The following is a 16260-nucleotide window of genomic DNA, read 5'->3' on the forward strand; positions in this document are numbered from 1 at the left end:
TTTCTATACTGTTTAGTTTTCAAAGACCTTTTTTCTCGCCGCTTATTGGCGACTTATCTAATATATCATTTCTTGCTTGCTTTGTCAACATCTTTTTTAAAATGTTTTTTCAAAGCTTTTTTCTTGCTGTCGCCTGTCGTAATTTGTCGTTATCGGCGACTTATCTAATATAACACTTTTAAATCATCTTGTCAATACTTTTTATAAATCTTTTTTAAAACTCTATATTGTCTTTCTCGCCAACGTGTGGCGTGAGATATTATAATAACACTTCATTTTATTTATGTCAATATTATTTAATGCCCTATTTATGGAATTTACCCATTTATTTAATTCCTATACATTATATATTAACTTTATATATTAACTTTTTTACAAATGTAATGTTTCTTATAGTAGCTGACTTTATTCCTTATATAGATATAATAAGAAGATCATCAATCTTATGTTTATCAATATAAGATTAATAACGGCAGCATATCTTACTACGCCACCGTTACTCATTAACTCATAGGTTATTTCTTTATAAATACTTTTATCTTTAGTTGCTGATTATCACATTTGGCTTGGCCATCTTCACTTACCATTCCAACTAAATTTAACTCATCCTGATCTCCAGCCCCTAACAGCTCCCAGTAATAGTCTTCTACTGCTTCTTGTCTTGGGACATTCAGAGATTCATTTAATGTTTCTATCTCTTTCTTAGATATTCCATGGCAGTCTCCCAATATGGTAATATCAATCCCATTATCTATAACTTCTACATTAATATTCATTTTTGATAAACCTAGTTTGTAACAATGATTCATTAATTCATCTACTACTTTTATTGATTTGATTTTTTCATCTATCATAGCGACTCTTCCTTTCTAACAAAGGCTTCTACTACAGGTATTAATAATGCAGCGACCATACCTCCTGAAAATCCGTTGTTGTAAAGATTCATACCTCCATGTAGATAACCTACGTTCATTACCATAGCCATATGCATAAATCCTGCTAGCATACCAAATTTCCATCCAAATTCCCCGGCTATAGGGGCTAAGGTTGTACCAAATAGTGCAGCTAGCAATGGCCCCATTGCATTGGTATCCCAAACAAAGAGCTTGCTTGCTAAAAACACACCGATTAATACAGGTAGAATGTTTTTTGTGTGTTTTCCAAAGGCACCAAATCCAATAATAGTGAAGATACCACCAATTATCGGCCCATTTAGTTCTCCACCAACAAGGAGTATATAAATCATCGTTATAAAACCTAATATACCCATATTAATAAAGCTTAAACCAAACCCATCTAGAATAACAAAATCAGTTACTGCTCTACCAGATCTCCCTAGTAACGCTTTATAACCTTTAAAGGATTTGTTGTTAAATATAAGACCGATAATAAGCATAGAAACAAATATAATTGAAAGATATATCGTTAACACTGTGTTATACCCTTCTGCTGCAATCCCTAATGTATCATGATTAAATCCGAAAGCTCGTAATATTGCCATTGATAATGTTCCAACCATCCCAGCTGTAAAACCAATATTGTATAAGTTAAAACCTTGGTGAAACTTTACAAAGTGAGCACCTAACGCAGGCAAAGCAAATCCTACCAATACCCCTGCACCATTGGCTACTAAAATTGCTGGCACCATTGGTATATCATACCCGAAAGTAATCTGACTGATCAATGGGCCTAAGGCTGTACCAAATAGAGCTACTACAATAAATTTACTAAAGGTCTCTTTTTTAAGTTTAGAATAAATTAACACCCCTAATAATACTGCCCAAATATTATAAATATTTTTTCCAAATAGGGCGAATCCTCCAATTGTAAAGATAGCGGCAATAATCGGACCATTGTACTCTACTTTATTTATTTTTACAATTAGCGTAGCGATCAACATTAAAAGTCCACAGTTAAATAGCGCGGCTCCTACGTTACCAATAGCCATATAGTCACTTACAAGAATACTTTGGGCTATGGTCAGATTTTTTAAACCTTCTATGATCTCTGATGGACTATTAAAAATAAATGCTGTTAGCATAAAGAAAATAGAATATGCTAGCATTATATTAAATTTAGTACTATCTTTTACCGGTGAAAGTTTTTCTTTCACTTCATTTTCATCACTTTCTTTCGTATCTTCTTTATTACTTTGTTCATTCAGTTGGTCATCCGGTTGATTATCTAATTCTTCCTTTTCTTCGTTGTCGGACTCCACTTCATTCACTTCTTGTTGCTCATTTGATTCTAGCACCAAATCATTTTCATGATTTTCACTTAGTGAATCTACTTCCACATCTTTCTCATCCTTCATACAACTGTCCTCCTTGTTTATTCAATACCCATTATCTAGTGTCTACACAATATGTAGTGTAGCATTTTATACACATTACAAATCGCAAGGTGTAACCCAATGATTATAATGTACAATTCAAATGCAAAATATAATAATTAAAACGTTTTACCAAACTATTATAAAGCTTTGTGATATTTATCACAAGTCAAATATTAAAATAGTATTACCTATTTATAACTTTTTTGTTAGTATGCTTCTGCAATAATAAAATAAGGGAATGCATATATACGCATTCCCTTATAACTTATTTTTTACATTTCTTTATATAGGTTTGCCATTTCTATAGCAGTTACAGCTGCTTCAAACCCTTTGTTTCCTGCTTTTGTTCCAGCTCTTTCTATGGCTTGCTCTATTGTATCTACTGTTAGCACTCCAAAAATAGTAGGTATTTCTGACTCTAGGCCAACCAATGCCACCCCTTTTGTTACTTCGCTAGACACATACTCAAAATGTGGTGTGGCTCCTCTAATCACGGCTCCTAAACAAATAACTGCATCGTATTTATTTGATTTAACCATTTTCTTAGCTGTCAATGGTATTTCAAAAGCCCCAGGTACCCATGCTAAATCTATGTTGTCTGTAGAGCCCCCATGTCTTTTGATGGCATCCACTGCCCCATCTAACAATTTTGAGCCTATAAACTCATTAAATCTACCAATTACAATGCCGAATTTCATACCTTCACTGACTAATTTCCCTTCAAATACGTTCATATTATTGTTCCTCCTTGAATTCTAGTAAATGTCCTAGTTTTTGTTTTTTTGTTTTTAAATAGTATTGATTTCTTTCATTATGATTCATTTGTATTTTCTCTCTATTTACAACCTCAAGGTCATATCCACCTAGTCCAACAATTTTTTTAGGGTTATTTGTCATTAATCTGATTTTCCTAACACCTAAATCTTTTAAAATTTGTGCACCAACACCGTAGTCTCTCATATCATCAGGAAATCCTAGTTCTAGATTTGCTTCAACTGTGTCATACCCTTTATCTTGGAGGGCATAGGCTTTAAGTTTGTTGATCAGACCAATACCTCTTCCTTCCTGTCTCATATAAAGTAGTATACCCGTACCTTCCGCTTCTATTTTTTTCATTGCTGCAGCAAATTGGTCGCCACAGTCACAACGCAAAGAACCAAATGCGTCTCCAGTTAAACATTCTGAATGCACCCTTACTAAAACCGGTTCCTCTTTATTAATTTCACCTTTTACTAAGGCTACATGATGTTCTCCGTTGGTTGTATTTTCATATCCTACTATTTTAAAGTCACCATGCTTTGTTGGCATAGCTGTTTCCGTTACCCTTTCAACTACCTGTTCATGCTTTCTTCTATAAGCAATCATATCTGCTATTGTAATTATTTTAAGATCATGCTCTTTAACAAATTCCATCAGTTGTGGCACTCTAGCCATGGTACCGTCCTCATTCATTATTTCACATATAACACCTGAAGGGTGTAATCCAGCCATTTTTGATAAATCCACTGAAGCTTCAGTGTGCCCAGCCCGGACCAAAACGCCTCCCTCTTTAGCTAACAATGGGAATATGTGTCCTGGCTTTTTAAAATCTTCAGGTTTAGCTTCTTTTGAAACGGCTTTTTTAATTGTTAGAGCCCTTTCATGGGCTGATATTCCGGTGGTTGTTTCTACTGCATCTATGGATACTGTAAAAGCAGTGGTGTAGTTATCCGTATTATTGGTTACCATTTGGGGTAAGTCTATTTGTTTAACTTGTTCTTCAACCATAGGTAAACAGATAAGCCCTCTACCATACTTCGCCATAAAGTTGACCATTTCTGGTGTGATTAGCTCTGCTGCTGCAACAAGATCTCCTTCGTTTTCTCTATCTTCATCGTCAACAACAACAATAATCTTACCTTGTCTAATATCTTCAATTGCTTCTTCAATTGTATTAAATTTAAAACCCATATTCGCCCTCCTTAAATTAGGATAAAAATCCACTTTGTTTTAGGAAATCCATACTAATATCTTTTTTCTCAGGTTTTGATTCCATCTTCGTTATGTTGACCATTTTTTCAATATATTTGGCTATCATATCGCACTCTAAATTAACAAGGTCCCCGATTTTTTTGTTAATTAATATTGTTTCATCTTTTGTATGAGGTATCATTGATATTTTAAAACACTCATGATCGACATACGCCACAGTTAAACTGACCCCGTCCACAGCGATTGATCCTCTTAAAACAATGTACTTTAATAACTCTGGTGCCGCACTAATTGTTATCCATGTGGCATTGTCTTCTTTTTCAAATTGACTAATCATTCCTACCCCATCTATATGACCACTTACAATATGGCCTCCTAATCGATCACCTACAGCCACAGCCCTTTCTAAGTTAACCAAACTGCCTTGCTTCAAATCTTTTAAATTACTATTCCTAATAGTTTCAGCCATAACATCGACTTGAAATGAATTTGTTTCAAATCTATTAACGGTTAAACATACACCATTTGTAGCAATACTATCCCCTAGTTTTACATCTTTTAAAACTTCTGTTGCTTCAATTATCATACTTGATCCATCCCCACTCCGATGAATCTGTTTAACTCGCCCAATCTCTTCAACTATTCCTGTAAACATTTGTTATCTTCCTTTCTTACATAACCTTCTATAAGAATATCCTTCTCTATTGTTTGTAAGGATACGTCCTCAATTAAAAAGGCCTCGTCTACTTTTGAGAGTCCATCCCCTTCTACAGGAGTAATAGCCTCTCTCCCCCCTACAATTTTAGGGGCAATAAAGGATATGACCTTATCTACAACATTAGACTCCAGAGCAGAGTAGTTTAATGTGCCTCCACCTTCTAGAAGAATACTATCAATCTTTTTTTCACCCAGTATAGTCATCAAATCATTTAAGTCAACTAGTCCATATTTCTCTTTTGTTAATACCACATCAACGCCGTAGTTAATCAATGCATCTACCTTTGTTTTAGAAGCTTGCTCTGTTGTTACAACAATTGTTTTTTGTTCTTTAGCAGTTTGAACAACATAGGAATCCAGTGAAATCCTTAATGCTTTATCATCAACAATTATTCTCGTTGGATGATTTACTTCAACTCCCGGAATCCGTGTATTCAGTTTTGGATTATCTTCATTGACTGTAGTTACTCCTACCATAATTCCAGACACTCTATTCCTAATGTGATGAACGTATGCTCTAGATGCTTCTCCAGTAATCCACTTCGAGTTTTTTTGCTTTGTTGCAATTTTACCATCTAAGGTCATTGCGGTTTTCAAAATACAAAAAGGTCGATTTGTTGTTATGTATTTTATAAAAATTTCATTTAATAACTTTGCTTCTTTTTCCATAACACCGGTTACAACCTGTATGCCATGTTCTCTTAGAATGCTGATTCCACGCCCTGCCACCAAAGGATTTGGGTCTTCTAAGGCAACAACTACTTTTTCTATCTTACTTTTAATAATCGCTTCCACACACGGTGGTGTCTTGCCATAATGAGAGCAGGGTTCAAGGGTGACATATATTGTTGCTCCTTTTGCATCATAATTTATTTGTTCCAAAGCATCTACTTCGGCATGATTGCCACCATAGTAGCGATGATATCCTTCAGCTAGAATTTTATCGTCTCTTACAACCACCGCACCTACTAATGGGTTTGGCCTTGTTTTACCCCAACCTTTTTCAGCTAGTTGTAATGCTCTCTCCATATACTTTTTATCCATTTTACACCTCCTGTAAACGGACTTTAATTTTTCTAAAAAAATAAATGCCCTGAATTTAATAAATTCAGGGCATGTTTTGTAAAATTACATAACACATTTGCGGAAATTTTACCTACAATATACCTATTGTAAATTCCTGCTACCTTCTTTCATCCAGACTATACTGTCGGCTCTGGAATCACACCAGATCAACCATAATGGCTCGCGGGCTTCGCTATACGTTACCGCCGGTGGGGAATCTCACCCCGCCCTGAAGGACATTGTTATTTATTTGTTAATCGTATATTAGCACACCATAAATTCAATTACAAGCTTTTTTATTTTAACTTTCCCTCGGCTTTGCAACCTTATTCACTAAAATTGATTTTTCTGCATTTACGATATACACACCGATTACTATTGTTATTCCTCCTAATAGCTGTAACGGATATAATTGTTCTCCTAACATAATATTAGCAGCAAACACCCCAACAAAAGGCATTAGATTTATGTATACATTGGTTGAGGATGCCCCTAAATTTTTTAATGCAAATAGATAGAGAAAATAACATAATGCCGAGCAAATAGCACCTAAATACAAGATATGTATCCATGTTGACGGTGAAATTGGCTGCCACCTACTATGTTCCACCAAGGAAAATGGGATCAAAAATATGGCGCCAAATAAATTTTGATAAAAAGTCAAGAATACTGTTGGATATTTACCATCTAATTTTTTACTTAAAATTGAATAACTAGCCCAACTTAAAGCTGCTCCAATTAATAAAAGTGAGCCTATTATCTCTTGCATATTTGTATTTATTGATAAAGAGTTCCTAATTACAAAAGACACCCCTAGTATAGAAAGACATATTCCTAATCCTTTTTGTAGGCCAATAGGCGTTTTGAAAACAATTCTTTCTAAGATAATGGTGAATAAAGGAACAGCAGCTAATAAAATCGTTGCGTTTGCAGCACTTATCAAACTAACCCCATAATTCTCAAAATTGAAATAAATTGTTACGCCTACCAATCCACATAGCATTGCGGGGAGTATATCTCCTCTTTTCAACTTTTCTTTTTTATATTTAGCTTTTTTTATAGTAAATAAAATAATTGATGCAATGGTAAACCTTAATAAAGCTAACGTTGATGGAGGCACTTCGGCAATGGCTATCTTACTACTTGATGTAGATATCCCCCAGAAAAAAACAGTTAGTAAAATTGCTAGTGTCGACAATACTTTTTCTTTCTTATTAATATTCATTTAGATTCCTTCTTTCTTACACATATTCATTCCATTATATTTTCTAAAAATATTTTTGTAAATAGCACGCCTTTATCATTCCTACATAATATGGAATTGAACAGTATCCTTAGGAGGGGATTTTATGATAGAAGGTATTTTAATTGCAATCGCAATCAGTATAGATAGTTTGAGTGTTGGTGTGGCTTATGGTGTGAAAAAAATTAAGGTTCCCATCCTCTCGTTAATTATCCTTGATTTCCTTTCAGTCAGTTTTCTAGCCTTAGGCTTTTTTGCTGGAAATATGCTGCTTAAATTTGTCCCGGAAATATGGACTCAGATTATCGGCGCTTGTATTCTATTTACCATGGGATCTTATCTACTAATTCAAGGCTGGTTAAATTATAAATATCCTCCACATAAAGTTTCCCAATCCACCCCAATAGCAATGATTAGCATTGATTCATTAGGTATTGGTATAAATGTATTAAGGGACCCTTCTCGGGCTGATCTTGATATATCAGGAATTATCGATACAAAGGAAGCAGTCTTTCTAGGTATTGCTCTTGCAATAGACTCTTTAGCTGTAGGTGTGGCTGTAGCGCTCACTTCTTTACCAATAATTATATTTACCCTCACACTAGTGGGTATTATTAATATCATATTTTTACTTTCAGGAATTCATCTTGGTAAAAAATTTATTGCTGATAAGTTTAAAGAAAAGACCGCATTTATTCCTGGGTGTATATTAATTTTATTGGCAATTATTCGACTTATGTAAAATAAATTTTTTTATTTTTAACGGCCTAGTTCTAACTAGTGCCGTTTCTATGTTTTTGTTTAAAACATATTTGCAACACAATGGGAAATTAGAGATGACTAACGGTTAGTTATAGACTTAAAGCAGCTGATCATTGCATTTTTAATTTGCTTGTCGAAATATTCGAAAAATGTCGTATATATGCTTGACAATGAGCAATAATCCTTGTATGATAAAGGTGTAGGCAGAGTAGGCACTATGCGTTAAGTGTTGGGAGATGGGAAGTTGCTCCCAAACGAAAAATGTAGGATTACATTTGCGATGTAGTGTTGCGTCCGCTGCTTCACGGAGAGATATCTAACTGATTTTCTTCTGCGTGTAGTGTTCTATGTCTACATGAGAAGAAAGGAGGTGTAAATATGGGTAACTCTCAACAATCTGTAACGCAACCGAATTATAGGTTGACTAAAGAACAAGTTTTGGCGCATAATCGCCTATCTACAAAAACTTTAGTAGTTGCTTCTTTTTTAGTGGCACTTAATATTGTTTTAACACGTATTGGTGCAATTATGCTAGCCGGAGGAACAATTCGCTTAAGCTTTGGTAACATGCCTCTAGCTTTATCGGGTATGCTTCTTGGACCTGGGGTTGGTGCTATGGTTGGTTTTGTTAGTGATATTTTGGGATTTATGATTAATTCCCACGGTAGTGCATTTCATCCTGGTTTTACTTTAAGTAACGTACTTACAGGCATGATACCAGGAATCGTAGTGATGTTCAGTCGAAAAAAACTGACATACTTTAATGTCATTTTATCAAATTTGTTGATTATGATTATTGTTTCATTAGGTTTAAATACCTACTGGCTAACCCACTTATTTGATCAAGCTTTTATTGTGCTCTTACCAACTAGAATATTGGCTAGTATTATTCTTACAGTAATTAATACAATCATGATCTGTGTATTAATTAAAAGTTTTAGTAATACTAATGTATTTACCTTTGAAGTAGATCACTCTACTTCAAAAAGAGATATGCTATATGTAACATCTTTTATTTTACCTTTTATCGGTCTGTATTTTGGACATGCTTCGAAAAGAAGTACTGAAAAAGAAAGGGCTATCTTTGGTTCAAAGTTATTTAACTTTAGCTTAAAAGTTTCAGTCTTACATTTATTTGTTATTTTCTTATACTTTTATGAAGAATTAATGACATTTATAAATGTTTTATAAATGTATTACAAAAGCTACTATATATGATGATATATAGTAGCTTTTCTTAATCAAATTACTCAAAAGGAGTTTTCTCATGGTCAAAGTAGTAGCTATTGTAGGCAGTCCAAGAAAAAACAAAAATAATGATTTGTTACTTTCACATATTTTAAAGGGATTAACAACCAATGAAGAAGAAATGCACATTGATAAATATCATGCTTATGATTTAAATATTAAACCTTGTATTGCTTGTGACGGTTGTACACGTAAATTAGGTTGTGTGTTTAAGGATGACATGACAGAGATTTATCAAAAATTCAATGAAGCTGATATTGTTATTATAGCTTCACCACTTTATTTCAATAGTGTTAGTGCACAACTCAAAGCCATTATTGACCGTTGTCAGGCAATATGGTCTAGTAAATATGTGTTAAAAAATTCTATGATTAATCAAAATAAAAAACGTATAGGCTACTTTATTTCTACCGCTGGTATGCCTTATAGTAGTGAGCTTTTCAGTGCTGCAATACCTGTTATGGACTTGTTCTTTAAGTCTATAAACTGTGAATACGTTGAAAATTTGTTTGTAGCTAATGTTGACAACCAATCGGTAAATGATCAAAATCTAGATGAAGCTTATGCAATAGGACAAAATATATTAAAACAATTAAAAAGCTGAGATACTATAGTATCTCAGCTTTTTAAAGGGGTCAGGGGATTCTGACAATGTGTCTATATTAACAATGTTTATACATTGAGGGGAGCATCTCCTGGTTGCCAATCTATTGGGCAAAGTCCACCGGACTGTAGTCCTTGTAAAACCCTTAATGTTTCATCTACACTTCTACCTACATTTAAATCATGTACTACTGAATATTTTAGTACACCGTTTGGATCAATTATAAACAATCCTCTAAGTGCAATTCCTTCTTCTTCTACAAGAACACCATAATCTCTTGCTACTTTTTGAGTCATATCAGAAGCTAATGGGAATTCTAGCTGACCTAATCCACCTTGATCTGGGGCAGTATTAATCCAAGCTTTGTGTGAATGCTCACTATCTGTACTTACTCCCAGCACTTCTGCACCCATTTTTTTGAACTCATCTATTTTTCTGTTAAATCCAGTAATCTCCGTTGGACAAACAAATGTGAAGTCTAATGGCCAAAAGAACATTACTAACCATTTTCCTTTATAATCGTTTAGTGATACTTTACCAAAATTTTCACCAGCACCATCAACTGTTTTCATTTCAAAATGTGGTGCTTCTACTCCTACCATTCTTTGCATTTTTCAAATTACCTCCTACATTTTTAATTTTTTATTTTTGTTAGTATATATATATCCATAAAAAATGACTTTAAACAATAATTTTTATTATTTGATAATTTTTTTCATTATTGTTTTGGTATTTTCTCTATAACATTTCTATTTTACCCACTGGATATTAAATTATTCATTTAATGCTTTATAAATTTCCTTTTAACTTTAAGAGGAATATGTACTTTTGAAAAGAATACTGTTAAATAGCAGCGTATGTTAATAGGAGGTTTGTAAAATGAAAAGAAATAAGTTACTGTTACTCGTATTTATTAGTTTCATCATTACTTTAGTTGGTTGTTCCTCTGATAGTAAAAATCCTGAGGAAAGCTTAAGTCAGTATATAGACAGCTGGTCTAATCATAACTACGATGACATGTTATCATTGTTAAATGAAGCATCATTAGACACACTCGATAACCAAGAGTGGTCTTTCACAGAAAGATATGGCAGAATTTATAATGATTTAGGAATTGAAGAAATTACTATTGATTATGAACCAATTGATTTTAAAGAAGAAAATATTGATTTAAGTGAAATTAATGAAATAGCTTATCCAGTACATATTGAAATGGATTCATTAGCTGGTCCAATTTCATATAGCTTAGAAATCGTTTTAATTAAAGAATTCGAGTCTGAAAATGAGTATAATTGGAAAGTTGTATGGCACCCGTCTATGTTACTAAAAGGACTGAAGTCCCCAACTGATACTGTTAACATTAAGATACTTCAACCAGATCGTGGAGAAATTTATGACCGTAATGGTGAAGGTTTAGCAATTAATGACCTTGTATACCAAGCTTCTATTGTTCCTGATGCAACGGAGGATTTAGAGCAGTCAGCTAAGGATTTTGCAAAAGTTCTAAACTTAGATGAAGATAGAGTCATAAGTTTAGCAAATCAATACCCTAATCGACCTGAATGGGCAGCACCAATTCAAAAAATTGCTTTAAATAATCCTAGAATAAATGAACTGCTTTCCATAGATGGTGTACTTTTAAATCAAGTATCTGGTCGTAAATACCCTTATGGTAGTATTACAGGCCATTTGATTGGTCACATAGGTTTGATCACAGCTGAAGAACTTAATGAACACCGAGAAAAAGGTTATAGCAGTTCATCCATGATAGGAAAAAACAACTTAGAGCTTGTTTATGAGGATCAACTTAGAGGGTCTTCTGGCGCTGTAATATCAGTAAATGGTGAAAATGACCAAGTTATTGCTGAAAAACCTGCAGTCCCTGGAGAAGATATTTACTTAAGTATAGATATTAATATTCAACAAACCTTATCAAACACCTTAAAAGATGAATTGGCTGCAGGTGTAGTTATGAATCCAACTTCTGGGGAAGTACTTGCTTTAGTAAGTGAACCAGCCTACGATCTTAACTTACGCTATTTAGGTTTACCTGACCCTAGAGCAGTTGAACTAGATGATACTTCTATATTTTTCGAAAGACGCTTTCAAAATACTTACTCGCCGGGCTCAATTTTCAAACCCTTTACTGCTGTTATGGCCATTGAGGAAAACACATTAGTCCCTGAAGAAATAATAAGCATTAATGACCGTAGATGGCAACCAGATGAAAGTTGGGGAGATTATCATATAACGAGAGTAAATAATTCGGTAAATGAAATAAATTTAAACAAAGCAATGCTATACTCTGATAACATCTATTTTGCTAAACAAGCCCTTGAGCTAGGTGCATCGAATGTAGAAAAGTGGGCAGAAATTTTTGGATTTGGAGAAACATTACCCTTTGAATTTCCTGTATACACTTCTAGCATGTCAAACACTGGGCTAAATTCAGAGGTTTTATTAGCTGATACAGGATACGGTCAAGGACAAGTTCAGGTATCTCCTGTTCACATAACTACAATGTATTCTATCTTTTTAAATGAAGGAAGTATAATCCAACCTACACTTCTTTTAAATGAGGATGTAAAATACTTAAAAGAAAGTATCGCTTCTACTGAAACAATTAACACTGTACTTGACGCTTTAATTGCTGTTGTCGAAGATAATAACGGTACTGCATACAGATCAGAAATCGGTCATAATCGTAACCTTGCTGGAAAAACAGGTACGGCGGAGCTAAAGGAAAATTTAAATGAAGAGAATGGAAAACAACTCGGATGGTATGTAAGCTTTGACTATGAAAAAAAGGATTTATTAACCACTATTATGACACAAGAGGCAGAAAAAAAAGGTGGTAGTAGCTATGTCGTTGATTTAGCGAATACTTTTTGGAAAAACCTCAACTAGCATTAATAACAAAGAGCTTAAAAATATGACATTTTAAAACTTATATGGTAAAATATTGTTAACCAGACTAAACTAATGTTTAGTAATATGAGATAAGGGGGTATTTCTTTTGGAAAATGAGCTGACAAAAGACATAAAGATCCTTTTCTGCGAAACTGATTTAAAGGAAAAACTAGCACCGGGAAATCACTATTTTAGTAACAACAATAATAAATTTTGGTCTGTCCTTAAAAGCGTAGGATTAACGGCAGAACGACTAGAATTTAGTCGTTTAAACGAACTAACCAATTTTGGAATAAAAATGGTCGGTTTAGAAAAAAATGATAGCAACACTTACAGCACGAAAGAACTTAAAGAATACATTAATGATTGTAAACCAAAAGTTTTTTGTTTTAATGGGAAGAAAACCGCAAAAGAATTTTTTAACACACAAAAAATTAAATATGGACTTCAAAATGAGACAATTGACCATACTAGTGTTTTTGTAGTTCCCTCTACTGCATCTGCTGCTGATCGATTTTGGAATAAAGATATTTGGGAAGAACTGGCTAATTTTGTTCAAAACAGTATACCTAAAAATGTACCTGAAAATGAAAATACTAAATCTACTAATGAAGCACAAAGTTCAAATAATTTTTACAGCGCTGGATTAAATCTATATAAAAGCTACATTCGTACTTTAGAGGGCTTTTACGATTACACACGTTGCTTTATTCCTGTAAAGCCTAGTCAAAAACAAATTAAATAAAAAGAGAAAGCTATTTTAGCTTTCTCTTTTTATATCTAATTAAATCCTATTTCTTTTAACTCGTCCACTGGAACAGTTCTTTTTGCTTGAGCACCTCTGTGATTTGTAATTTCTACCATAGCGTTTATTGGATTAACACTTTCTAACCAAACTGACTTTCCTTCATACTTTACTTCTATTTCTTCCGGTGATTGCAGGATTGCCTCAGCTCTTTTTATATCCATCACTATTCACTCCTATATTAAATATTTAAACTTTTCTTTTTAAGTATTTTTCCACAGGAGCTTAATATTATTACTTTATTTTTAGAAAGTTGTTGCATGCCAATTAATCACTACTTAGCTACTTGAGTGTCAACGCTTCTATTAGTTTTCTTTTTAATGATGGAATTATATTATAAAAGATAAGCATAATAAACTGATACGAACTACTTAATTACTTAAAACACTCCCTTTGTTTCAATTGGATATATGTGGGTATATTAATTTTAAATACTTACGAGGAGGAATGAAAATGCAACCCTTTGAAATTAAAAATAAAATATATTGGACTGGGGTTTTTGATAAAGAACTAGAAACTTTTGATATTATTATGAAAACTCCCCATGGTTCTACATATAACGCTTATTTTATAGACGACGAAAAAAAAGTGCTTATAGATACTGTGAAGTCCAGTTTTAGTAACATTTTTTTAAATAATTTAGAGCAGTTAACTAATATTAAGGAAATAGATTATGTTATTATTAATCACACGGAGCCTGATCATGCTGGGTCTTTAAAGTATTTATTAGAGATTAACCCTGATTTAGTAGTTTACTGTACAAAAGCAGCAAGTATTTTTCTACAAGAGCAGGTAAACCAACCATTTAATGTACATGTTATTAAAGACGGTGAAACGCTAAATATCGGTAGTAGGGAATTAACATTTATTACGGCACCATTCTTACACTGGTCAGATACTATGTTTGTTTATAGTCAATCAGATGAGACGCTTTTTAGCTGTGACTGTTTTGGTGCTCACTATGCTTCGGTAGATCCTAGTGTAATAGAGACTGCTGAGTACATTGAATCCCTAAAACATTATTATAATGCTATTATGAAACCCTTTGCCTCTCATTACTTAAGTGCCCATAAAAAAATTAAAGATCTTTCTATTAACACAATTCTAACTTCTCATGGTCCTCTTTTATTAAAAAAATCTAATGAAATTATGAAGCATTACTACAATTGGTCCAGTGAAGAGATGGCTACCAGAAATCAAAATCAAGTTGCTTTAATTTATTTGTCAGCCTATAGAAATACAGAAAAAATGGCACTTAAAATTAAAGAAGGTTTAGAGTCTGTCGGTGCCCATGTTATTTTTATGGATGCAGAACATGAAGACATTAGAGATATTCACGATAAAATTTTATCTTCTAAGGGTGTTCTATTTGGCTCCCCCACTATTAATAAGTCTATGGTCAAACCAATGTGGGATGTGTTCTCAGTAATAGACCCAATGGCTAATATGGGTAAAATAGCCGGTGTTTTTGGGTCTTATGGTTGGGGTGGTGAAGGCCTCAATATGGCAAATAGCCTTCTTAAACAAATGGGTTTTAAGCTACCCTGTGAACCTTTAGGAAAGAAATTCTCCCCTTCTGAGGAAACAATAGAAGCGTGTATTAACTTTGGAAGGGATTTTGGCAGTAAAATAGTAAAAAAATAGATTAGACCTTTAGTCTTATACGACTAAAGGTCTAATCTATTCCTACAATTTGACTTCTGCGTTCTAACAAAACAATATCTCTCCAGATACCATTCATTTGTCCCATTTTTTTTCGTATTCCTACTTTTTCAAATCCAAACTTTTTATGTAGGGACAAACTTTTTTCATTTTCAGGGAATATTTTTGCTTCTAACGTCCAAAACCCTTGTTCTTCTGATATTTCTATAATCTTCTTCAATAATGTTTTTCCAACTCCATGCCCTCTATAGTTTTCTGCTATATATATACTAACTTCTGCTACTCCTGAAAATACAGGTCTATTGGAAACAAGCTTTAGTGCAGCCCAACCTAGGACTTGTCCTTCTAACTTAGCAACGATCTGACTATCTTTAATATAGGTATCTTGCCATTGCTCTAGTGTAGGGGGTTCCTTCGTATAAGTTGCGTTTCCTGTTTTTATTCCTTGTATAAAAATTTCCCTAACTTGATGCCAATCTTTATGTTTAAAATGTTCTAATTGTAATTTCATACGATGCTCCTTTGAATTAGTTTCACTGTATTATAACATAAATTATAATATATTTGATAATTCTAAGGACCCTTTTTTAACAATGTGATCAATCGCCTGTTCTAAGTTTACAACTTCTCCTGTAGACAATGCTAATTCCTCTAATTCAACGTATCTTTCTAATTTTGCAATTGTTGTATCCACAATATCTATCTCATAGTGCTCCATAAATAGCAACCATCGTTTTTTTATGTCGCTCCATTTTACATTTAGGTCTTCTATGTACGCTGCTGCTTCTTCCCAACGTTCTTGTTGAATTGCCCGATCAATTTTTTGTGCACTGTTTAGAATTTCTTCAGAAGCATTTTGTACATATTGGCCTATATAAAATGTCCCAACAAAAAATAATGCAAGAATGACTATTGTAGCAATAACAACCTTCATAAAT

17 protein-coding genes and 2 riboswitches are annotated in these 16260 nt (G+C 33.5%); of the genes, 6 read left to right on the plus strand and 11 right to left on the minus strand.

Annotated elements, in window-relative coordinates; all coding sequences use genetic code 11:
* Nucleotides 1–515 precede the first annotated feature (515 nt).
* From RH915_RS08140 to RH915_RS08170, 7 genes are all read right to left on the minus strand, one after another.
* Nucleotides 516–854 (minus strand): hypothetical protein, encoded by a 339-nt coding sequence (locus RH915_RS08140; RefSeq protein ID WP_310479206.1) that lies wholly within the window; start codon nt 852–854, stop codon nt 516–518.
* Nucleotides 851–2314: a DUF1576 domain-containing protein gene (locus RH915_RS08145; protein WP_310479208.1), complete on the minus strand. Its 1464-nt coding sequence runs from the start codon at nt 2312–2314 to the stop codon at nt 851–853. Before RH915_RS08145 ends, RH915_RS08140 begins: the two co-directional genes overlap by 4 nt.
* Nucleotides 2315–2607: 293 nt before the next feature.
* On the minus strand, nt 2608–3069 hold the full coding sequence (gene ribH, locus RH915_RS08150; protein ID WP_310479209.1) for a 6,7-dimethyl-8-ribityllumazine synthase: 462 nt from the start codon (nt 3067–3069) through the stop codon (nt 2608–2610).
* Nucleotide 3070: 1 nt separating this feature from the next.
* Nucleotides 3071–4285: a bifunctional 3,4-dihydroxy-2-butanone-4-phosphate synthase/GTP cyclohydrolase II gene (locus tag RH915_RS08155; RefSeq protein WP_310479211.1), complete on the minus strand. Its 1215-nt coding sequence runs from the start codon at nt 4283–4285 to the stop codon at nt 3071–3073.
* A gap of 16 nt (nt 4286–4301) precedes the next feature.
* Nucleotides 4302–4961 (minus strand): riboflavin synthase, encoded by a 660-nt coding sequence (gene ribE, locus RH915_RS08160; protein WP_310479213.1) that lies wholly within the window; start codon nt 4959–4961, stop codon nt 4302–4304.
* A complete protein-coding gene (ribD, locus tag RH915_RS08165; RefSeq protein ID WP_310479216.1) occupies nt 4946–6067 on the minus strand; it encodes a bifunctional diaminohydroxyphosphoribosylaminopyrimidine deaminase/5-amino-6-(5-phosphoribosylamino)uracil reductase RibD in 1122 nt (373 codons plus the stop codon). Before ribD ends, ribE begins: the two co-directional genes overlap by 16 nt.
* A gap of 137 nt (nt 6068–6204) precedes the next feature.
* A riboswitch (FMN riboswitch) is annotated at nt 6205–6329 on the minus strand.
* Between the two features lie 60 nt (nt 6330–6389).
* Nucleotides 6390–7313 (minus strand): DMT family transporter, encoded by a 924-nt coding sequence (locus RH915_RS08170; RefSeq protein ID WP_310479217.1) that lies wholly within the window; start codon nt 7311–7313, stop codon nt 6390–6392.
* A gap of 124 nt (nt 7314–7437) precedes the next feature.
* On the opposite strand from RH915_RS08170, the gene ytaF reads away from it, so the two are divergent.
* From ytaF to RH915_RS08185, 3 genes are all read left to right on the plus strand, one after another.
* Nucleotides 7438–8073, plus strand: a complete 636-nt coding sequence (gene ytaF / locus RH915_RS08175) for a sporulation membrane protein YtaF (protein WP_310479218.1) — start codon at nt 7438–7440, stop codon at nt 8071–8073.
* A gap of 222 nt (nt 8074–8295) precedes the next feature.
* Nucleotides 8296–8395, plus strand: a riboswitch (THF riboswitch).
* 76 nt (nt 8396–8471) lie between these two features.
* Entirely contained in the window at nt 8472–9284 is an 813-nt protein-coding gene (locus RH915_RS08180) for a folate family ECF transporter S component (protein WP_310479220.1), read from the plus strand.
* Between the two features lie 76 nt (nt 9285–9360).
* Nucleotides 9361–9945, plus strand: a complete 585-nt coding sequence (locus RH915_RS08185) for a flavodoxin family protein (protein WP_310479222.1) — start codon at nt 9361–9363, stop codon at nt 9943–9945.
* A 68-nt stretch (nt 9946–10013) separates the two neighbouring features.
* On the opposite strand, the gene RH915_RS08190 is transcribed toward RH915_RS08185, so the two are convergent.
* The gene (locus RH915_RS08190; protein WP_310479224.1) at nt 10014–10556 is read right to left on the minus strand and encodes a peroxiredoxin; all 543 of its coding nucleotides are present in this window, start codon (nt 10554–10556) and stop codon (nt 10014–10016) included.
* 268 nt (nt 10557–10824) lie between these two features.
* Here RH915_RS08190 and RH915_RS08195 point away from each other — a divergent pair, with 268 nt between their 5' ends.
* Both RH915_RS08195 and RH915_RS08200 read left to right on the plus strand, forming a co-directional pair.
* Nucleotides 10825–12852 (plus strand): penicillin-binding transpeptidase domain-containing protein, encoded by a 2028-nt coding sequence (locus tag RH915_RS08195; RefSeq protein WP_310479225.1) that lies wholly within the window; start codon nt 10825–10827, stop codon nt 12850–12852.
* A gap of 109 nt (nt 12853–12961) precedes the next feature.
* Nucleotides 12962–13600, plus strand: a complete 639-nt coding sequence (locus tag RH915_RS08200) for a uracil-DNA glycosylase family protein (protein WP_310479226.1) — start codon at nt 12962–12964, stop codon at nt 13598–13600.
* A gap of 35 nt (nt 13601–13635) precedes the next feature.
* Here RH915_RS08200 and RH915_RS08205 read toward each other — a convergent pair whose 3' ends face one another.
* Nucleotides 13636–13824 (minus strand): H-type small acid-soluble spore protein, encoded by a 189-nt coding sequence (locus tag RH915_RS08205; RefSeq protein ID WP_310479227.1) that lies wholly within the window; start codon nt 13822–13824, stop codon nt 13636–13638.
* 289 nt (nt 13825–14113) lie between these two features.
* Between RH915_RS08205 and RH915_RS08210 the strand changes: the two genes are divergently transcribed.
* Nucleotides 14114–15304, plus strand: coding sequence for an FprA family A-type flavoprotein (locus RH915_RS08210; protein ID WP_310479229.1), 1191 nt, complete (start codon nt 14114–14116; stop codon nt 15302–15304).
* Between the two features lie 31 nt (nt 15305–15335).
* Here RH915_RS08210 and RH915_RS08215 read toward each other — a convergent pair whose 3' ends face one another.
* A complete protein-coding gene (locus tag RH915_RS08215; protein ID WP_310479231.1) occupies nt 15336–15833 on the minus strand; it encodes a GNAT family N-acetyltransferase in 498 nt (165 codons plus the stop codon).
* Between the two features lie 42 nt (nt 15834–15875).
* On the minus strand, nt 15876–16256 hold the full coding sequence (locus RH915_RS08220; RefSeq protein ID WP_310479232.1) for a DUF4363 family protein: 381 nt from the start codon (nt 16254–16256) through the stop codon (nt 15876–15878).
* Between the last annotated feature and the right edge of the window lie 4 nt (nt 16257–16260).

The organism is Serpentinicella sp. ANB-PHB4, from assembly GCF_031432315.1.
Classification (GTDB): Bacteria; Bacillota; Clostridia; order Peptostreptococcales; family Natronincolaceae; genus Serpentinicella.